Annotated in this window: 18 protein-coding genes; 9 read left to right on the forward strand and 9 right to left on the reverse strand. The window is 65.0% G+C overall.

Translation table 11 applies throughout. The features are described from left to right. The first annotated feature begins 399 nt into the window (after nucleotides 1-399). From AB3M90_RS10835 to AB3M90_RS10845, 3 genes are all read left to right on the forward strand, one after another. Complete coding sequence (locus tag AB3M90_RS10835; RefSeq protein ID WP_271982995.1) at nucleotides 400-2,352, forward strand: hypothetical protein; 1,953 nt, start codon at nucleotides 400-402, stop codon at nucleotides 2,350-2,352. Between the two features lie 111 nt (nucleotides 2,353-2,463). After that, entirely contained in the window at nucleotides 2,464-2,679 is a 216-nt protein-coding gene (locus AB3M90_RS10840; RefSeq protein WP_412951959.1) for a hypothetical protein, read from the forward strand. 30 nt (nucleotides 2,680-2,709) lie between these two features. Next, the gene (locus AB3M90_RS10845; protein ID WP_271982989.1) at nucleotides 2,710-3,003 is read left to right on the forward strand and encodes a hypothetical protein; all 294 of its coding nucleotides are present in this window, start codon (nucleotides 2,710-2,712) and stop codon (nucleotides 3,001-3,003) included. 830 nt (nucleotides 3,004-3,833) lie between these two features. Here the strand turns inward: AB3M90_RS10845 and AB3M90_RS10850 are convergent. From AB3M90_RS10850 to AB3M90_RS10860, 3 genes are read right to left on the reverse strand one after another with little or no spacing between them, the layout of a single operon-like run. After that, nucleotides 3,834-4,490 carry a cation diffusion facilitator family transporter gene (locus AB3M90_RS10850; protein WP_271982982.1) on the reverse strand — a complete coding sequence of 219 codons (657 nt, stop codon included), beginning with the start codon at nucleotides 4,488-4,490 and terminating at the stop codon, nucleotides 3,834-3,836. Further along, nucleotides 4,487-4,840 (reverse strand): Cd(II)/Pb(II)-sensing metalloregulatory transcriptional regulator CmtR, encoded by a 354-nt coding sequence (gene cmtR, locus AB3M90_RS10855; RefSeq protein WP_271982979.1) that lies wholly within the window; start codon nucleotides 4,838-4,840, stop codon nucleotides 4,487-4,489. The genes AB3M90_RS10850 and cmtR overlap by 4 nt, the downstream gene beginning before the upstream one ends. Before the next feature lie 55 nt (nucleotides 4,841-4,895). Further along, complete coding sequence (locus AB3M90_RS10860) at nucleotides 4,896-5,759, reverse strand: hypothetical protein (RefSeq protein ID WP_271982975.1); 864 nt, start codon at nucleotides 5,757-5,759, stop codon at nucleotides 4,896-4,898. Nucleotides 5,760-5,924: 165 nt separating this feature from the next. Between AB3M90_RS10860 and AB3M90_RS10865 the strand changes: the two genes are divergently transcribed. Together AB3M90_RS10865 and AB3M90_RS10870 are read left to right on the forward strand one after the other, a co-directional pair. Beyond that, complete coding sequence (locus AB3M90_RS10865; RefSeq protein WP_412951960.1) at nucleotides 5,925-6,677, forward strand: recombinase family protein; 753 nt, start codon at nucleotides 5,925-5,927, stop codon at nucleotides 6,675-6,677. A gap of 209 nt (nucleotides 6,678-6,886) precedes the next feature. After that, the gene (locus tag AB3M90_RS10870) at nucleotides 6,887-7,033 is read left to right on the forward strand and encodes a hypothetical protein (protein ID WP_412951961.1); all 147 of its coding nucleotides are present in this window, start codon (nucleotides 6,887-6,889) and stop codon (nucleotides 7,031-7,033) included. A gap of 100 nt (nucleotides 7,034-7,133) precedes the next feature. Here AB3M90_RS10870 and AB3M90_RS10875 read toward each other — a convergent pair whose 3' ends face one another. The 4 genes from AB3M90_RS10875 to AB3M90_RS10890 all read right to left on the reverse strand — a co-directional run bounded on the left by AB3M90_RS10875 (nucleotide 7,134) and on the right by AB3M90_RS10890 (nucleotide 12,075). Next, nucleotides 7,134-7,946, reverse strand: a complete 813-nt coding sequence (locus AB3M90_RS10875) for an endonuclease (RefSeq protein ID WP_412951962.1) — start codon at nucleotides 7,944-7,946, stop codon at nucleotides 7,134-7,136. Then, nucleotides 7,946-9,310: a DNA cytosine methyltransferase gene (locus tag AB3M90_RS10880; RefSeq protein WP_412951963.1), complete on the reverse strand. Its 1,365-nt coding sequence runs from the start codon at nucleotides 9,308-9,310 to the stop codon at nucleotides 7,946-7,948. The genes AB3M90_RS10875 and AB3M90_RS10880 overlap by 1 nt, the downstream gene beginning before the upstream one ends. 109 nt (nucleotides 9,311-9,419) lie before the next feature. Continuing rightward, complete coding sequence (locus tag AB3M90_RS10885; protein ID WP_412951964.1) at nucleotides 9,420-10,475, reverse strand: LLM class flavin-dependent oxidoreductase; 1,056 nt, start codon at nucleotides 10,473-10,475, stop codon at nucleotides 9,420-9,422. Between the two features lie 28 nt (nucleotides 10,476-10,503). After that, nucleotides 10,504-12,075 (reverse strand): DUF7059 domain-containing protein, encoded by a 1,572-nt coding sequence (locus AB3M90_RS10890; protein ID WP_412951965.1) that lies wholly within the window; start codon nucleotides 12,073-12,075, stop codon nucleotides 10,504-10,506. A 98-nt stretch (nucleotides 12,076-12,173) separates the two neighbouring features. Between AB3M90_RS10890 and AB3M90_RS10895 the strand changes: the two genes are divergently transcribed. From AB3M90_RS10895 to trxA, 4 genes are all read left to right on the forward strand, one after another. Continuing rightward, nucleotides 12,174-14,330 carry a DUF6049 family protein gene (locus AB3M90_RS10895; protein WP_412951966.1) on the forward strand — a complete coding sequence of 719 codons (2,157 nt, stop codon included), beginning with the start codon at nucleotides 12,174-12,176 and terminating at the stop codon, nucleotides 14,328-14,330. Further along, entirely contained in the window at nucleotides 14,323-15,939 is a 1,617-nt protein-coding gene (gene murJ / locus AB3M90_RS10900; protein WP_412952705.1) for a murein biosynthesis integral membrane protein MurJ, read from the forward strand. The genes AB3M90_RS10895 and murJ overlap by 8 nt, the downstream gene beginning before the upstream one ends. Before the next feature lie 123 nt (nucleotides 15,940-16,062). Further along, on the forward strand, nucleotides 16,063-17,037 hold the full coding sequence (gene trxB, locus AB3M90_RS10905) for a thioredoxin-disulfide reductase (RefSeq protein ID WP_412951967.1): 975 nt from the start codon (nucleotides 16,063-16,065) through the stop codon (nucleotides 17,035-17,037). A gap of 67 nt (nucleotides 17,038-17,104) precedes the next feature. After that, nucleotides 17,105-17,428 (forward strand): thioredoxin, encoded by a 324-nt coding sequence (gene trxA, locus AB3M90_RS10910; RefSeq protein ID WP_017203843.1) that lies wholly within the window; start codon nucleotides 17,105-17,107, stop codon nucleotides 17,426-17,428. A gap of 304 nt (nucleotides 17,429-17,732) precedes the next feature. On the opposite strand, the gene AB3M90_RS10915 is transcribed toward trxA, so the two are convergent. Further along, on the reverse strand, nucleotides 17,733-18,068 hold the full coding sequence (locus tag AB3M90_RS10915) for a tryptophan synthase subunit alpha (RefSeq protein WP_412951968.1): 336 nt from the start codon (nucleotides 18,066-18,068) through the stop codon (nucleotides 17,733-17,735). Between the two features lie 9 nt (nucleotides 18,069-18,077). After that, nucleotides 18,078-19,526, reverse strand: a complete 1,449-nt coding sequence (locus AB3M90_RS10920; protein ID WP_412951969.1) for a sugar porter family MFS transporter — start codon at nucleotides 19,524-19,526, stop codon at nucleotides 18,078-18,080. Between the last annotated feature and the right edge of the window lie 52 nt (nucleotides 19,527-19,578).

Here is a 19,578-nt window from a genome sequence, read left to right on the forward strand (position 1 = left end):
TCAGGACCAACCTTCTACACGAGATCTGGAGTAGTCCACTTCTTGTAGAGGAGAAGTAGCTGCCGAAATGACGACACACCGACACAGGGGGCTACAGCCCCGATATAGCTGCCTATCTGGCGTGCCGTGCCGCCGACACACGCAGTGGCACACGGCACACCATACAGATGTGCGACACCACTACAGACCTTCACCGTTTTGATATGACAGTTGCGCAGCTCGGCGCTGGGGCTTTGGGGTGGTTCCCAAATGCTTACGGCTCGGAGCGGTGGATTGAGTTTGGCCTCCAGTGCCTGTGTGTCCTCTCCACCGCCCCGGGCCGTTTCTTTCATTTTGGCCGTTTTGATATACCTCTTGTTCCCCAACCAGGAACAGACGCACTTAAAACCTGGAGGACCCATGTCCAATAAAGATGTTGCCGCTCAGCTCGCTCAACTCCGTATTGAGGAGGGCGACCGGATGGAAGTCTTCTGCGAGAACTACAAGCCGTACGGCGGCTGGGATAGCGACGCATTGAAGGATGCTTACCTGGCTTCGCTGTCGGGCCAAGAGATCGCTGAATCCGCTGCACCGGCAGCCGCAACCAGCACCGATCGTAAGAAGTCACCCGCCAAGAGGGTTGCTGATAGTGATGGGCTCATCCCAGAGCGCTACGACGAATCCGGGCTCGGCGATGCCTTCATCGAGGCGCACCCCGAGCTGATCTGGAATAGCACTCGACGCACCTGGATGCGCTACGACGAATCCCGGGGGGTCTGGGATTTCTTCGGTAGCGAAGCCGCCGAGAAGATGATCGATGTGTTCCTCAAGAAGGTTCAACGGGACGGCGAGGAAGCCTTCGGCAAGGATGACTTTGCTGCCGGGAAGCGCCTAGGAGATCAGCGCACACAGGAAGCGGTGGCGAAGAAGATCAAGACCAAGCGGCACATCGAGCAGCGGCACCTTGACTCCGACCCCTACCGCCGAGTTTTTCTCAATGGGGTCTTCGATCCTCGATTCCCAGAAAAGGGCATGGCTCCCTTCGATCCCGAGCTTTACGCCACTCGTTGCATAGCGCTCAACTACAAGCCGGGCGCAACTCATCCCAGAGTCAAGGATGTCTTGGCACCCCTGCCTGATGATGCCCACGAGTGGTTCCAGCTCATGGCCGGCCAGTCCTTGCTGGGCTTCCAGCCCGCCGCCGAGTTCGCCATATTCCTCCACGGTCCCACGGCTGGCAACGGCAAGTCGATGGAGATTGATTGGCTGGAGTCAACGGCAGGAAAGTACATCGAAGAGGATCCGGATCAGAGCGGATACTCTGCCAGACCAGATCAGGCGACGCTCCTTGCCGGGGATAACTACGACCTTGTCAGCTTCGAGGGTCTGAGCCAGGCGATCATCGAGGAGCTGCCCGACAAGCACATCCACTCTTCTCCCTTCAAGCGGCTCATCGGCACCGACAGTTTCAAGGGACGGCAGATCCGAGAGAAGCACCGGATGATCCACAACCGAGCAACCCTCTGGATCACCTGCAACATTTTCCCCTCCATCGACAGCTCCGACCAGGGCGTTATCCGGCGGATCAAGATCATTCCCTTCACCAAGAAGTTCGTGGACACCCCCGAAGAGCTGAGCAAGTACCCCGCTGGGACTGCATTCCTGAAGGATCCCAGCCTCAAGAAGATGGTGAAAGAGGACACGGCACTCAAAGAGGCGTTGCTTGCCTTTCGGATGGCCGGGGCAATCCGCTGGTGTGCAGCACCAGAGTCCAAGCGTGCCGCCCTCGAGGGAGCCGTCCCGGCAAGTGTTGCCCGGGCCACTGCGGCCCAGCTTGAGCGGGAAGACACTATCCAGGCATGGCTCGATGACTGCATCATCTTCGATCCCCGCGAGGACGAGAACGGCGAGACCCTGGCTCCCGCACACTACTGCCTCACCATGGACCTCTACCGCAGCTATAGCGCTCATCTGAAGGCAAGCGGCCACGCTTACGGCGTGAAGCTCAACACCTTCCAGGATCGGTTTGAACTCAACTTGAAGGTGCAGGCGAGCCAGCTGCAGAAGGTACGGGGAAGAGTGAGCGGACTATCTCACTCTCGCTACGAGACAGCCGATGGGGAGTTCGAGAAGCCCGGCGCAACGCCTCGCCATGTGAAGGGAATCCGCTTCCGCACCGTACTGGACGACAACGAGATCAAGCCCGGTCTGACCGCCGAGGAGATCAAGCGACTCAAGCTCATCGATCTCGTGAACCAGATGACGCTTGCTGGGATCACCGTCGAAGACCTCGCTGAGGCAGTGGAGAACGATCCCCGAATACTCGTGCCAGCAGATGCGTCAATCGATGACCTCGAAGGCCTGGATGACTGAGTAGAGGAATTACATCCGAATGTGTGTCTACGCCCCGATCTTCACCATTTTGATATTGATCCGTAGGACCACTAACCCCGGGCATTCGCCCCGGAAAGGAAACCATGAGAAATGAGAATCTTAAACGCCTCAGAGACCACCGTCCCCTACGGATTCTATGAGGGCATGGACCTCCAGGAGTTCGCTCAGGAGCACCACTTTGCAGCCGCGCGGCTCATGGAGGAAAGCCGCTTCAAGATCGAGTTCCCCGATCAGTACTACGACCTCGATCTCTACCTACGCCAGGCACGACGGGCTTATCGCTTCGCTGGGCTTCGCTACCGGTGATGTGACACCACGACTGAAAGGAGAAGGATCATGCACACAAATCAAGACACTGCTCTCACTACTCGCTCTCTCAGGGAGCGGGTCGAGTCTCGGCTCACTCATCTCGATCTCGGCAGCTACGACTTCGCTTGGCTCGATAGCCGGAATGTCGAGAAGATCACGGGTGAACTTCGGTGGCTCGAAGATGCTGCGGCTGAGTGCCGGGTGGAGGCTGCGGCTGGCGATGCCTCTCAGTTCGAGGGCTACGCGGAGACCCTGATCGCGAGTGCCGAAGCCTACGAGGAGGTACTTGAGGTCGTCCAGATCGAGAGCCACCTTCGCTGACCACTAGCCGCCGCGAGGGGCCGCGATCCGTAGTGGATCGCGGCCCCTTCCCTTTGTCCCGAGGCTCATCTTCACCGTTTTGATATAGCTCCCGAGCCGATGGACGGCTGACCTTAGGAAGGAGCAAGACAATGCTAGAAACCGCTGAAGTGACTGGGAACTTCGTACTGCCGACACCCCGAGGCGGCGAGACAGAGCTAACCCGCGAGCAGTACCGCTATCTCATCGATGATGGTGGGCTCACAGCTCGCCAGCTCACCACGCTGACCGCTGCATCTCAGATCCTCGATCATGTCAGCACCGATGAGCCTCTGAGCTTCGCCCAGATCGTGGGGCGTATCCATGAGGATCAGGATGCTGTTCCTTCGAGCACTGAGCGCAGGGCGCTCGATGCTCTTCTTGCGGCTCAGCTCATCAGCCGGAGGGGTGGCGGGTGGACGACTCGCTATGTCTCCCCGGGCCGTCGAGTCCGGTGATGAGTGTGCGACACCACGGCTCGCCATGTTCTCGCGCTCTCGCTCTGAGCCTTCGGCCATTGCGAAGGCTCGGAAGCTCACGCCCTGGTGGCTCAGATGCTTTATCCCGGGCTACCGCTTCGGCTTCGAGCTGACTGCGTTGCCGGATCAGTACCGGGTGACCTACGCCCGCTGGAACAAGTACCGGGGAGCTGTGAATAGGAATCTCGTTCCCCGGCTCACGCTTACGCCGGATGAGTTCTGGGAGTGGTACGCCTGGCTCGATGGAGGCAAATGCTGACTCGGTGTGTGACACCACGGCTGAGGGCCGCGATCTGTTTTGGATCGCGGCCCTCATGCTGTTCAGGTCAACGGTCAGTCCTCGGCGTCTTCCTTCTCCAAGTCCTCAAGGACTTCGAAGGGCGACTCGACATCGCCGCGCCATGCTTCGATGCCTTCTCGAATCGCCAGCACAGCGACAACCAGCGCAGCAACGGAATCGGCCCACCACCAGCCGAAGAGGCTGTTGAGGACAAGGCCGACGAAGACGGCGCCCGAGAGATAGATGCAGAGGATGAGCTGCTTGGCATCTGCCATCACGCTCTTGGAGTTCAGCTCTCGGCCCGTGCGAACCTCATACCAAGCGAGGAGCGGCATGACGACGAGGCTCAGCGCTGTGATGCCCAGGCCGAGGGGGCTATGCTCCGGCCCCTCCTGGTTCACCAAGCTGAGTACGGCGTCGACGGTGACATAGGCGGCCAGTGCGAAGAAGGCGAGGCCGATTGCCTTGACGGTGACCTTCTCCCAGCGCTCAGGATCCTTCCTCGTGAACTGCCAGGCGATGGCGGCAGCAGAAAGAACCTCGACCACCGAATCGAGGCCGAAGCCGATGAGGGCGGCGGAGGATGCCAGGGTGCCAGCCCAGATAGCGACTACGGCTTCGATGATGTTGTAGGTGATCGTGAAGCCGACGATGAACCGGACTCGCCTGTGGAGCCTCGCCCGGCGCTCGGTGGTCAGTGCCGCCATCATGCTTCGACTCCGCAGCATCCAGGAACGGTGCAGGACGAGTCAACGCAAGGAGCGTCCTCCTGCACGGCGAGGCTCACATCGAGCAGAGTCATCAGTGCCGCTGTCAGATGCGGATCTGCGATCTCGTAGCGAGTCTGGCGCCCTTCGGGCTCTGCCACGACGATGCCGCAATCCCTGAGGCAAGTGAGGTGGTTCGAGACATTGGATCGGGTCAGCTCCAGTGATCTAGACAACACGGCAGGATAGCTCGGCGCTTCGAGGAGGGCCAAGAGTATCCGCGAACGAGTGGGATCGGCCATAGCGCGGCCAAGCCTGTTCATCACATCGAGGCGGGAAGCAATAGTCAGCATGCGATGACTATACAGTATTTGCTGACCTATTGTAAAACTGGCGAACCAGTGCGTCTCAGTCCGAACCTGAGCCAGACGACACAGGGATCACGACTCCCGAAGTGAACCATTGGACCAAGGTTGCAGCGAGGATCACAGCTGCTCTCGCTTCCTCCAGGGTGGCATCCGCATAGTCAGGTCGTCCGTGGCGACTCTCGTGGCCTCGCCAGATTGTCCGGAGCATCATGGCCAAGCTCTTTGCCCCGGGGGCCTTCGCGCTGTCGCGGAATACCAACTGCCACTTGGGGGTGTCAGCCTCGAGGATCGAGAAGAGGTTTGCGAGCGTAGGCTCCGGTCCACCGACCGGGATGACAGAGAGGGCCGCTGTTTCGACCGCCACAACGGCGTGGCTGTAGGCCACCGAGGCTCGGGGGCTCGTGCCGTAAGCGTCGAGCCAGGCTTCCTGCAGCTTGAGGGAGGCGGCGTCCTTTGCGCTGAGCGCTGCGCTCATGGCCTTGCGCACTCCATCGGGCACTCTCTTGACGAGTCTCGCCTTCGTGCCGTTCCACCGGATCACCGTCCAAGCTGAGCCGCCGTTGCTGAGCACCAACTCCAGTGGGTGTGCCTCTGCGTAGGGCGCGTAGTGAGTAGTGCTCGCGAAATAGTCGAGGAGGTTGGTGAAGGTCGCGTCATCGAGCGTACGCAAGCGAGGAAGCACAGTGTCCTTCCAGCTCAGGAAGGTATCTGCGCGGAACCCGACATCCGCATGGGCAGCGTTCTGGAAATCGATGAACCTGTGCGAGTAGACATAGCCCCGCTCCTCGCCGACGGCGTTTCCCAACCATCGGAACACCGCTTCCCGCAGGTAGCCGGGGAACTCTTCGATCAGTGCGTCCTCATGACCGGTCGGGATTACGGGACGCCACGCTTCTTCGCTCACGGGATCAGGGTATCGACTCGCTCGACATTCGAGGCGCGATCGTGGGTCCTTCGTCTGTGTCTGGAGCGGATCACTTAACGAGCGTTTCTTGTCACCCCTTAGTTGATATGGGTTCCCGTAACCACTAAACGGTTGCCATTTAGTCGCCCAACAAAGGAGCAGAAAATGAGCGTCGAAGAACGAGAGCCCGCATTCTGGGGCTACATCCGAGCATCGACTGAGGAACAGCGGGGAACGCTGCTTACTCAGAAGGAAGAGCTGGAAGAGGCTGGCTGTGTCCGCGTGTTCGTGGACGATGACCAGTCGGGCATGAGCAATATGACTGATGAGGGGACCGCCTGGCAAGAGCTTTCGATCATCGCTCAGCCCGGTGATCGAGTGGTGGTCATCTCGCTTTCCCGTCTCGGCAGGGAGAACCACGAGCTGATCTATGCGGTTGGCCAGCTCAACAAGAGGGGGATCAGCGTGTGGACCCTTGACGACAACCTGATCTACGACGACATCAACAACGAGACTCAGATCCTCAATCTCAACATCAAGTCCTTCTCTGGCACTTCTGAAGTACTGAAAACCCGCGCTCGGACGAAGACGGCGCTAGGCCTTCGGTCTGCGGCAGGCATGAAGCTCGGGCAGAAACCGAAGCTGTCGAGGAGTCATGTCGCATACATCCACACGCTCCACGAAGAGGGACACGGGATCAAGCACATCGCCGGGGCCGTCAAGGTCTACAGCAAGAAGTACGGCAAGGAGATGCCCATCAGTCCCACTACCGTCCAGAAGGTCCTCAAGGGTACCTACGGGATGACTGTGGAGGAGTGGCAAGCCACCAACGACAAAGCGCGAGAGCAAATGTACAAGACGGCTGACGCGATGCGCCGGGTCAACCAGATGAAGCGAGAGGAGAAGGCTGATGCGTGACACCACTCCAGGCAAGCGACCATCCCGGGAGATCCCTCGCTACAGCGGGACCCTCCCGGAGGCTCAGCCTCAGCAGCACCGTCCAACCTACGATCCCAACCGGCGACCGAGACGGCACATCGTGCTCCCGGCTCGCTGGTGGGTCTGGCTCTCCATCGGCATCGGCCTCGCTGTTGTGGCCAATGTCCTCGCTGGAAGGGGGTGATGGCATGGCTGGCAAGCTGAAAGGACAGCCGAAGAAGATCGGCGGATGGTTCTACCGGAAGCTGCCCTGGTATGGGAAGGTGCTCATCCCCGTCGTGGTGCTCGTGGCGATCCTCTACGGGGTCGAGTGGGCGGCGGGACTATTCGCCTGATCGATATGACCCGCTGACGGATCGACCGATCTGTCTCGCTATGGAACTGTGAAGTAATTGAAGGCCGGGGATCGATGATCCCCGGCCTTCGCTTTATCCTTCAGACCTCGCGGGCTCGCAGATACAGCTCTCTGTCTTCGTCTGTGATGTCCGCGTAGGGCACCAGTCGATAATGCGCCTCTCGGATCACGGCGACCTGCGAGTCTTGTAGGCCAAGCTCGAACATCGCGATCTTGTCATCGTCCATGAACTGCACGGCAATGGCGCGCGCCGCCATGTGCGGCCACTTCTCGCCGCATACCCCGAGGTCCTGCTCGATCTGGGTGAGGCCGATCTCGTCAGTGCCGCCCTTGGCCTGCACGGGCAGGATGTATTGGACTCCGAAGCGGTCAAGGCCGACATAAACCTCGTCGACCTCGACCTGGCCGATGCCCTTCACTGTTGTTCGAAGGTGGTTCTGCAATGAGTAGGTAGTAAGCCCTAGGAAAATGTCTAGGAGCCGGTTGTATCGAACTAGAGCGAGAAGGGCCTGCTCGTCCCCGAGCGCCGAGGCTCGGATGATCTCGGGCGTGGAATCCGGAACCTTTGTGGTGATGAGACCTTCTCGGGGCAGCACCCTCACCTGATGGGGCACAGCCACGAGCTTGTACTTTCCCTTTCCCGCACCGCGAATGATCCACTCCGACCCCTCGGGGGCTTTACTCGTGATGCTCAGTGGGAGTGGCTTCCGGAAGCGGAAGTAGTAGACCAGATCCGCGGGGTTCTCGACTCGCTCCACACCGATTGCGTCGGCAGCATGATTGAGTTCAGACTTCGCGAAAGCCACCTCGGTCGCTCCCTCGGTGTAAGCGAGCTCGAATACCAAATCGAGGATCTGCACATACCGATTCGGCTCACGCTTGGTAGCCACCATCAGCCGACCTTACGATCTCGCTGAGGGATGACGCGCTCGACGAGGCCAAAGTAATCGTGCGCCTGACCAGCTGTCATGTAGAGCAGATCTGTGGAGCCTAGCTTCACCGGCTTGCCCTTGATTGGGGTGACCTCGTCTGCCTCCAGGATTGCGGTACCAACTGCGCGTCCAAGGCGGGCCGGAACCGAGTTTCCAATCTCTCGGAATCCGTTCCACTTCGTCACATGGAATCGGAACCAGTCGGGGTAGCCGTGCAAGCGAGCGGCTTCTCGCACCGTGATGACACGGGGGTGGACAGGGTGAATCGGTCGAGGCGCCGTGTATGCGCCGCGGTCCGAAGCCGTGCCCGCCCTAAGCGTGTTGCAGAGTCCATCCGGGTGAAGTCGCAGGAACCGGCTCACAGTCTCAGTGGTTCCGGGCTCCGCGCTTGCGAAGCGGTCGATGGACTTCTTGGTGTGAACTGTTCGAGCAGAAGAGGTCAGCTCATCCGCGAGCCGTGGGCGCGGGCGTGAGTAGTCAGAGGGATCCTTCTTCGAGCCCCGGAGCTTCGCGGCATACTCGCTTGGCTTCCCGTAGGTCACACCAGATGTGTTGTCATCGTGGAGAAGTTCAGGGAACTGGTCGGCATCCGGCAGGTCACCAAGCGCTTCGAGAACGCTCGGCCCCAGTGGGAGATCGTTGCCCTTGGGAACAACACCCTTGATCGTCCTAGGAGTGTGCGTTGCTTCCGGATAGCTGGGAAGCGCAACATCCTTCCGAGCGCCCATTACGAAGACCCGACGCCGTGATTGCGGCGAACCGTAGTCGGCGGCCTGGAGAACCTTGATGGGAGCTACAACTCGGTACTCTCCATCCGCCTCTACCATCTCGACAACTTCATCGACGAGCTGTCTGTGTCCGCCGACCATGAGGCCAGCAACATTCTCCATGAGGAAGTAGCGGGGCTTGAGCTCCAGCACCACGCGGATGAACTCTTTGAGCAGAGCGTTGCGTGGGTCATCGATAGCGCGACGACCGATCATCGAGATTCCCTGGCAGGGCGGTCCACCAGCCACCAGATGAATCTCACGGTCACCGATCTCCGACTCTTCTCGAATCTGCTTGCCGGTGATCTTCGAAACATCTGCGGCAAAGGTCTTGCCGTACGGAAAGTTGAACTCGTGAACCGCTGCGTGGATCGGGTCGAACTCAACGGAGGCCGCGATCTCGAAGCCCGCTTGCTCCAAACCGAGCGAGAGGCCACCCGCTCCAGCGAAGAGATCAACAGCGATTGGGCGGCGAACATCGATCGACATGACCATCACTCTAGCGAAGATATGTTCGTAGTTCTCTGCTGGCCCCGGTGTGCCGTCACGGACCGTCATTGACGCTTTCAAGGCTCTGGAGAGTGACGCCCTCAGCGCGCCTAGGCTGCGATCTCAGCCCGTTCTAGACGACCCTCGACGGTGTGTGCATGTCGACCAGAAGGTGCGCTCAGATCGCGTATCCCTCGACCGGGCCCTCCGTGTTCGGCTTCCATCCGAGTGCGGGCGCTACATGCTTCGCGAACGACTCCAGGACATGTACACAATAAGCAACCCCCAACTGGTTCGGGATGGTCAGGAGGAGCGTGTCGGCGCTCATCACCGCCTCATCCCGCTTCAGCTGCTCGATGAGGACGTCGGGCTCGGCGGCGTAGGTCTTGCCGAACGTGGAGCGGAAGCCGTCGATGACGCCGATCTGGTCGCCGTTCTCCTCGCTGCGCAGACCGAAGTAGGCGCGGTCCATGTCGGAGATCAGCGGGAAGACGCTCCGGCTGACCGACACGCGGGGAGCGCCGGTGTGCCCGGAATCCTTGTAGGCGGCGCGGAACAGGTCGATCTGCTCGCGCTGCAGCTCGTGGAACGGCTGCCCCGTGGCCTCGGTGACCAGGGTCGAGCTCATCATGTTGAGGCCCTTGCGTCCGGTCTCCTCGGCGGTCGCCCGCGAGCCGGAGCCCCACCAGATGTGGTCGCGCAGCGTGGGCGACTGCGGCTCGATCGCGAGGTAGCGCCCTTCGCCGACCATCCGCGGGTCACCGGGGGCAAGTCGCTCGCCGTCGATCGCCCGCAGGAAGATGTCGAACTTCTCGCGCGCCAGCACACTGCCGCGCTCGGGGTCCTCCTCGTCGCGGAAGCCGAACGCCTCGTAGCCGCGCAGCGCGGTCTCGGGTGAGCCGCGGCTCACGCCGAGCGCGATCCGGCCGTCGGCGATGAGGTCGAGCGCGGCGGCCTCCTCGGCGAACTGCAGCGGGTTCTCGTAGCGCATGTCGATCACGCCGGTCCCGACCTCGATGCGCTTCGTGCGCGCGGCCATCGCCGACAGCAGCGGCATGGGCGAGGCGGCCTGCCGCGCCCAGTGGTGCACGCGCACCGAGGCGCCGTTCACCCCGATCTCGTCGGCACCTTCGGCGATCTCGATCGTCTGCTTCAGCATGTCGCCCGCTGTGCGGGTCGCCGACCCGGGCACGTCGGCGTAGTGCCCGAACGAGAGGAATCCGAAAGCCTTCATGGTCTATTCCAACGCATGGATGGCACGGCTATTCCCCCGCGACCAGGAAGCCGTCGAACACCAGGGAGCGGATGCGGGGTTCGAGTTCGGTCCACAGCTCGGTGAACGGCACCTCGAAGAGATCGGCGAGCGCGGCGGCGATCTGCCCGACCGTCAGGTCTCCGTCGCACGCGCCGACGAATGCGGCGAGCGCGGGGTCGACGTTCTCCGTGCGCGCGAAGCCGCTTCCCTGACGCAGCTCGATCACGCTCGGATCATCGTTGCCCGGCAGCAGATGACGCGCTTCGGTGACGTCGGGCGCGGCCAGCAGGCGGGAGGGGATGCCGCCCGCGAGGCGGTCGTGCGCCGCGAGGCCGGCGGCGAGGGCCGCCCCCACGTGCGACAGCGGCTGCCCGATCCTCTCGACGCGGCGGATGGGGTCGTGCTGGGCCCCTGACCCACCGAGCCCCTGGGCCCCTGAGCCGCCTGGCTGGGCCCCTGAGCCTGTCGAAGGGCGCCGGATGAGCACGTATCCGAATCCGATCGAGGTGACGCGGCGGGCGTCGAAGTCGTCGAGCCAGGCGGTGAGCAGGGGCGTGAAGCCGGCATCGCGCGGCGTGGTTCCCCCGTCGCGGATCCAGAGCTCGGCGTAGGCGAGCGGCGACAGCTGCTCGCGCTCGATCACCCACAGGTCGAGGTCGCCGGGCACCCAGGCGTCGAGCCGCGCGAGCCCTGCCACGCCGGCTCGCGATTCCCAGTTGCCGAGCAGCTGCACGATGCCGCCGGTGGTGAGGAAGGCCGGTGCGGTGCGCACGAACTGCTCGACCAGCGCATCGCCGACCAGTCCTCCGTCGCGGTACTCGTAGGCCGGAACGTCGTCGACGCGCGGCGTGATGACGAAGGGCGGGTTCGAGACGATGAGGTCGAACGCCTCGCCCGCGACCGGCTCGAACATGCTGCCCCGGCGGAACTCGATGTTGTCGACCGCGTTCAGGCGCGCGTTGAGCTCGGCGAAGGCCAGCGCCCGAGCCGAGATGTCGGTGGCGACGACCACGCGGGCGCGTCGTGCGACGAGGAGAGCCTGGATGCCGCATCCGGTGCCGAGGTCGAGCGCGCGGTCGACCTCGATGGGCACCACCGTCTCGGCCAGCGTGCGCGACGCCCCGCCCACCCCCAACACGTGATCGGCGGGCAGAGCACCGTCGAGCGCGACCTCGTCGAGGTCGCTCGCGATCCACCACTCCCCCACGCCGTCGGCGTCGACGAACGACTGGGGTCGCAGCAGCGCGGTCGGGCGTACCGTCTCGGCATCGACGGCCGCGAGTCCGAGCGCGACGAGGCCGTCGACCCCGAGGCGCGGCAGGGCCTCGGCGACCGCCGCGACGGGTTGCGACATCCCGAGCACGAAGAGACGGCCGAGGGTGGCGAGAATTCCGTCGTCGCCCTCGATCGCCCGCAGGATCGGTTCCCGCATGCCCCGCGCGAGCGCGTCGTCGGCCTCCTCGCCCCACAGACGGCGCAGCGGCTCGGAGCGGAGGTCGGCGGCGTCGAGATCGGCGGCGAGAGCGGCGCAGCGCCGGGGCTCCGGTGCGGGCGTGGTGGAGTCGGACACGGCCGTCACTCTACGCGTCTTCAGGGTTCTCCTCCCCGACCCTCCTAGAATCGCAGGGTCAGTACTCACGAGCAGCCCTCGTCCCGAGGCGTTCGAGGAAGACCTACATGTCCGTGACTCCCCTCGAAACCGGCTTCCGTGCGCGCCTGCACCGGCTCGCGCGCACGACCGGGATTCTGGCGATCGCGCTGACCCTGGGCGCATCCGCCGTGCCGAGCGCGGCCACGGCCGCGGAGACGCCGCCTCCGGATGACGCGAGCACCGTCGAGCTGCACGTGTCGGCGGGCCTGCACGGCACGGTCGCACCGGGGAGTTCGACGTCGACGCTCGTCACGGTGCGGAACGAGACCGGATCCGAGCTCTCCGCCGGACGAGTGCACGTGGAGATCAACCCGACGCCGCTCGTCGACGCCGACGCCGTCGATGCCTGGCTCGACGATGAGACGGCTCCGGGCTCGTTCACCGAGCTGGGCAGCGAGAGCACCGATCCGGTCGAGGCCGACGGTTCGGCGACGACCTCGGTAGACGTGCCCTCGACGGCCCTGGGCGATCTCGGCCCCGGCGTGTACGCCCTGCGAGCCGAGCTGACGGGCGCGACCACCGGCGGTCCGTCCGCCGATGACGAGGTGGATCGGGATGCGACGGCGACCAGCGTCGTGGTCGTGCGACCGACCCGCACCGAGCCGGTCGGCGTGCTCGTGCCGATCACCGCGACACCGGCCGACGGCGTGCTCCTCACGGCCGACGAGCTGGCCGCGCTCACCGGCGCCGAGGGCGCCCTGACGGCGCAGCTCGACGGCGTCGCCGGCACGACCGCCGTGCTCGCCGTCGACCCGTCGATCCCCGCCGCGATCCGCGCACTCGGCACCGCCGCTCCCGAGCAGGCCACGGCGTGGCTCACGCGCCTCGACGCCCTGCCCAACGCCCGCTTCGCGCTCCAGTTCGGCGATGCGGATGCTGCGGTCCAGGCGCAGGCGGGTCTGACGGGTCTCCTCCAGCCGCTGACGCTCGCGCCGTACCTCACCGCGACGAACTTCCCCCTCGTGCGCGTCACCCCGGAGCCGACGGATGCCGGTGACGAGACCCCCGCGCCCACGCCGGCACCGACCGAGGTGCCCGCGCTCCCCGACGACGACGAGCTCACCGCCCTCGACGGCGCCCTGCCGGGCCTGCTCTGGCCCCGCGGCGAGATCGGCCCCGACGACCTCGCGGCCTTCGAGACGTACCTCGGCGACGGCACGACGACCGTCGTGCCGTCGTCGTCGGTCGGCGGCCAGAGCTCCGCGCACGCGGTCGCCGGCGATCACGACCTCCTGGTCACCGATGCGAGCACGTCTGCCGCACTGTCGGATGCCGCGGCCGAGACCGACTCGGCGGCCCGCGAACGGCTGCTCGCCGCGGCGGCGGCGCATCTCTTCCTCGCCGGGAGCCGTGCTCCCGGCGCTCCCCTTCTCGTCGGCCTCGATCGAGACGAGACGCGCTCCTCGGCGGCGCTGCGCGACGCGGTGTCGGCCGTCGACTCTCCCGGCTTCGACCTCTCACTCGTCCGCGACGCCGCCCCCGCGCCCGTCGCGGTCTCGTCCGAACCGCTTCCCACCGGTGCGCTCGACGTGGCGAATCTCCTCGCCGATGAGCAGACGCTCGTCGCCTTCTCCAGCATCCTGACCGATCCTCAGGTGCTGCTGGCGTCGGAGCGCATCCGCATCCTCCGTACCATCGCCGTCGGATCGTCCGGCCAGACGTTCGCCGAGAGGGTCGTCGCCCACCGGGCCCTCACCGCGGCGACCCTCGCCTCGGTCAGCATCCCGCCGTCGAGCACGATCCAGCTGCTCACGGCCAACGCCGACCTGCCGATCCGCGTGCGCAACGACCTTCCCTGGCCGGTGACCGTGCGCCTCACGGCCTCGCCCAGCGACCCGCGGCTCGAGGTGAAGCCGATGATCGAGACCGTCGTGCAGCCCTACTCGACCATCCGCGTGAAGGTTCCGGTGTCGGCGAGGGTCGGCAGCGGCGAGGTCGATCTCCGGCTCAGCCTGTACAGCCCCTCCGGTGTCGTCATCCAGAGCGAGCAGACGGTCAGGGTCGCCGTGCGCGCCGAATGGGAGGGCATCGGCCTCGGCATCTTCGGCGGTCTCATCGTGCTGCTGATCGGCCTGGGCGTGGTGCGCACCGTGCGCCGCAAGCGCCTCGAAGCCGCAGTGGCCGGTGCCGCCGACGCGGCAGCACTCGAGGCCGCCGAGCCCAAGGACGGTCGTGGTGAGTAGTCTCGGGCGCGCCAGCGTCGTCATCGGCGCCGGCACGATGGTGTCGCGCATCACCGGTCTGCTGCGCAGCATCGTGCTCGTGGGGGTGCTCGGCGCGGTCAGCTCGGAGGCCGCCGATGCCTTCACCTTCGCGAACACCCTGCCGAACAGTGTCTTCTCGCTGATCTCGGTCGGGGTGCTCACCGCGGTCATCGTGCCGCAGATCGTGAAGGCGACGGCGGATGCCGACGGCGGCAACGCCTTCATCTCCAAGCTGTTCACGCTCGGCACGGTGGTGCTCGTCGCCACCACGGCGGTCGCCACCATCGCAGCGCCGTGGCTCGTCGTGATCGTCGCGGGTCGGGCGCCGCTCGATGCGCAGGCCCTCGCCACCGCGCTCGCCTACTGGTGCCTCCCACAGATCCTCTTCTACGGGCTCTACGCCCTGCTCGGCGAAGCCCTGAACGCGCGGCGGATCTTCGGACCCTTCACCTGGGCACCGGTGGTCAACAACGTCGTCTCGATCATCGGCTTCCTGCTGCTCGGCGCGCTGTTCGCTCCGGTGCCCACGCAGGCGTCCGGGTGGACCACGGGCATGATCACCGTGCTCGGCGCGACGGCGACGCTCGGGATCGCGCTGCAGGCGGTCGTGCTCCTCGTGTTCTGGCGCCGCACCGGCCTCGCCCTCAAGCCCGACTTCCGTTGGCGCGGAGTGGGTCTGGGAACCGTCGGCAAGCTCGCGGGCTGGACCTTCCTGATGGCCTTCGCCAGCCTCGCCGCGGGAGTCCTCCAGGGCAACATCGTGAGCGAGGCCTCCGGATCGGGGGCATCGGCCACCGTCGCCGCGAACGCCTGGCTCATCTTCATGCTTCCGTACTCGGTGATCGTGCTGTCCATCGGCACCCCGTACTTCACGCAGATCAGCGAGCACGCGGCCGCCCGCCGCGACGACGAGGTGCGCGGCGACATCGCGCGTAGCATCCGCACCCTGCTCTTCTTCATCGTCGCCGCCGTGGCCGCCGTCGCGGCCGCCGCGATCCCGGCGTCACGCGTGTTCACCAGCTCGGCCGACGACGCCGAGGCGGCTGCGCTGGTGCTGCTGAGCTACCTGGTGAGCCTGATCCCCCTCACGATCCTGTTCATCGTGCAGCGGACCTTCTACGCCTACGACGACACCCGCACGCCGTTCTGGTTCACGATCTTCCAGTGCGGGCTGATCGTGGCCACCGCCCTCGCGGCCTGGGGTCTTCTCGAAGCGGGCGCGATCCCCCTCACCGGCCTCGCCGCCGCCGTCGCCCTCGGGCAGTCGCTCGCCAGCACCGTGCAGACGATCGTGGCCACGTGGCTGCTGCACCGGAAGATCGGCGGCCTCGGCATCCGTTCCTGGCTCGCCGCGATCACGCGTTTCGCCCTCGCCGGGATCCCCGCCGGCATCGCCGGCTGGCTGGTCTTCCTCGCCATGGGCGGAAGCTCGGGCTGGACCGCCGCCGAAAAGATCCCGGGTGCGCTGGGCACCGCGCTCATCGGCCTCGTCGTGGTCGTGGTGTACGTCGGGATCCTGGCCGCGATGCGCGCGCCCGAACTTCAGACCGCATCCGCTCTGCTGCGCCGTCTCCGACCCCGGGGCTGATCCATCCGCCGGTTCGGTGTCGTGCCGCCGGGCGCGCCACTGCGGGAATGCCCCGCGGCTACCATGGGTTGAATCACCCGTACGTCTATCGACGGCATCGCAGTTCTCACAGGGAAGAAGCACATGCGTCAGGTCATCATCATCGGTTCGGGACCCGCCGGTTTCACGGCCGCCATCTACGCGGCGCGCGCGAACCTCAAGCCGCTGCTCATCGCGAGCTCCGTCGAGGTCGGCGGCGAGCTGATGAACACCACCGAGGTCGAGAACTACCCCGGCTTCCCCGACGGCATCCAGGGCCCCGAGCTGATGGCCAAGTTCCAGGAGCAGGCCGAGAAGTTCGGCACCGAGGTGCTGTACGACGACGTCACCGACCTGCAGCTCGACGGCACGGTCAAGACGGTCACCCTCGGCAGCGGCGACGTGCACGAGACGCAGACGCTGATCTACGCCACGGGTTCCGCCTACCGCAAGCTCCAGATCGAGGGCGAGGAGCGCCTCTCCGGCTACGGCGTCTCGTGGTGCGCCACCTGCGACGGGTTCTTCTTCCGTCAGAAGACGATCGCGGTCGTCGGCGGCGGCGACTCGGCGATGGAAGAGGCCACGTTCCTCACCCGGTTCGCCGACAAGGTCTACGTGATCCACCGCAAGGACACGCTGCGCGCCTCGAAGATCATGCAGGAGCGCGCCTTCGCGAACGAGACGATCGAGTTCGTGTGGAACAGCGAGGTCGCCGAGGTGCTCGGTGGCGACAGCGTGACCGGCGTGAAGCTGCGCTCCACGACCGACGGCAGCGAGCGCGAGCTCGCCCTCGACGGTCTGTTCATCGCGATCGGCAACGACCCGCGCACGCACCTCGTGCACGACAAGCTGAAGCTGACCCCCGAGGGCACCATCTGGGTCGACGGGCGCTCGTCGGTCACCTCCGTGCCGGGTGTCTTCGCCGCCGGCGACGTGATCGACCCGACGTACCGCCAGGCCATCACCGCCGCCGGCTCCGGCACGGTCGCGGCCCTCGACGCCGAGCACTTCCTCGCCGACCTCGAAGACGTCTCTGTCGAGGTGCCCGCGGCGGAGGCCGCCGAGGTCCTCACGGCCTGACCCGCCGGGAACAGTTTCCCCTCTCCTGCTGTTGTAGCAGGGGAACCTCGAATCAAGGAGAACTCTGATGAGTGCAAAGGCAACGAGCCAGGCGACCTGGGAGCAGGACGTCCTTCAGGCCGACGGTCCCGTGCTGGTGGACTTCTGGGCCGAGTGGTGCGGTCCGTGTCGCATGGTCGCGCCGGTGCTGGACGAGATCCAGGCCGACAACCCCGACAAGATCACCATCCTGAAGCTCAATGTCGACGAGAACCCCGAGCTCGCGATGAAGTACCAGATCACGTCGATCCCGGCGATGAAGGTCTTCAGCGGTGGTGAGGTCAAGACGACCATCATCGGCGCCAAGCCCAAGTTCGCCCTCGAGAAGGACCTCGCCGCGTTCATCGGCTGAGTCCTCGCAGACCCACAGGCCGTCGTCTCCTTCGGGAGGCGGCGGTCTTCTGCGTGTCCGCGCACTCTCTTGTGCCGCGCACTGGCCTCCTGTGCCGTTACGGACCTCCCGTGCCGTTACGGATGTCCCGTGCCGTTACGGATGTCGGAGGAAAGCACGGATGCAGGGCGAAAACAGGCGAATCGGTCCGACAAGCGGGCAATCCCCCGACAGGTGAAACCCCGGATGCCGCGGGACCCTGGCCCGGGAGCCGAGGGGCGCAGGCGCAGGCGCGCAGTCAGGCCGCCGGCATCCGCGACATGCGTCAGGAGGCGTCGGCGACCGTCGGGTCCCACCGGCGGTGGCGCTGCTTCTCGTCGAGCAGTCCCCAGACGGCCGGAGTGAGCTCCGGATACTCCAGCGCGATCTGGCGCAACACGCGGTAATGCCGTGCCGCGTTCGGACGCACGCCGTCGTTCGCGGTGATGTTGTCGGCCCGCAGCAGATAGACCACGAGCTCGTCGACGCTCGGCAGTTCCTCCATGAACTCCCAGGGGTCTTCGCCCCCGAGCAGCCGCTCCTGGATGAGCACGGCGAGTTCGTCCGAGGCTTCGGCGCGCAGCACTTCGAGGCTGGCGCGGCGCTGGACGGACTCGGACATACGTCCAGCCTACGCGCGTGCAGGCCGCCGACGGCGCTCCACGGTGCTCTCGTCGGTCATCTCCTCGAGCTCCTTGCCCTTCGTCTCGGCGACCTTGAAGTACACGAAGAAGAACGACAGCAGGGCGAAGAAGGCGTAGAACCCATAGGCGAACGTGAGACCGATCTCGGCGAAGGCGGGGAACGTCGTCGAGATGAAGAAGTTCGCCGCCCACTGCGCGGCAGCGGCGACGGCGAGGGCGCCGGCGCGGATGGAGTTCGGGAAGATCTCCCCCAGCAGCACCCAGACCAGCGGGCCCCAGCTCGCGCCGAAGAACACCACGAAGCCGTTCGCGCAGATCAGCGCGACCGTCGCCCACGGATCCGGCAGGGTCGCCGTGCCCTCGGCGTCGAGGGTTCCGAACGAGAAGGCCAACGCCATGAGCCCCAGGGTCACCGTCATGCCGACCGATCCGACGAGCAGCATGATGCGTCGCCCGACCCGGTCGACGAGCAGGATCGCCACGATCGTGACGACGATATTGGTCACCGAGGTGATCACGGAGGTGAGGAGGGCGCTCGACTCATCGAAGCCGACCGACTGCCAGAGCGTGGTCGAATAGTAGAAGATGACGTTGATGCCGACGAACTGCTGGAAGACCGACAGCAGGATGCCGACCCACACGATCGGCTTCAGTCCGAAGCGGCTTCCGCGCAGGTCGCGCAACGACTCCTTGCGCTCGGTGTCGATCGTGCCGGTGATCTCGGTGATCTTCGCCTCGACGTCGACGGTCCCGGTCACGGTCGAGAGCACTTCGGAGGCCTTGTCGATGTCTCCCTTGCGGACGAGGTAGCGCGGGGATTCCGGGAGCCGCAGCGACATGATCCCGTAGATCAGGGCGGGGAGCGCCTCGACGATGAACATCCACCGCCAGGCCGTCAGTCCCCACAGAGGCTGGTCGGCCTGACCGGCGATGCCGGCCAGCAAGGCGTCGGAGAGCAGAGCCGCGAAGATGCCCGTGACGATCGCGAGCTGTTGCAGCGATCCCAAGCGGCCGCGTACCGCCGCCGGCGAAACCTCCGCGATGTAGGCCGGGGCGATCACGGATGCCGCGCCGACGCCGAACCCTCCGACGACCCGCCAGATGATGAGGTCGATCACGCCGAAGGCGAGTCCGGAGCCGATGGCCGAGATCAGGAACATCGCCGCGGCGGCGACCATGACGGGGATACGGCCGTACTTGTTCGCGATCGGTCCGGCGAACCACGCACCGACTGCGCATCCGATCAGGGCCGAGGAGACCGCGAAGCCCTTCAAGCCGACACCGAGATCGAAACCGGAGACATCGCCGGCGAGGGCGTCGACGGCGCCGTTGATCACGGCCGTGTCGAATCCGAAGAGGAACCCTCCCAACGCCGCTGCGATGCTGACCGCGATGACCCGGCGCTGGATGTTCGCCGGGCTCGTTCCTCTGGACATGCCGTTCCCCCTCATCGTCGAGATGACGCGAGTCTAGTGACGCACGGTGCCC

It is taken from the genome of Microbacterium martis, assembly GCF_047246685.1.
In the GTDB taxonomy this organism is placed as follows: domain Bacteria; phylum Actinomycetota; class Actinomycetes; order Actinomycetales; family Microbacteriaceae; genus Microbacterium.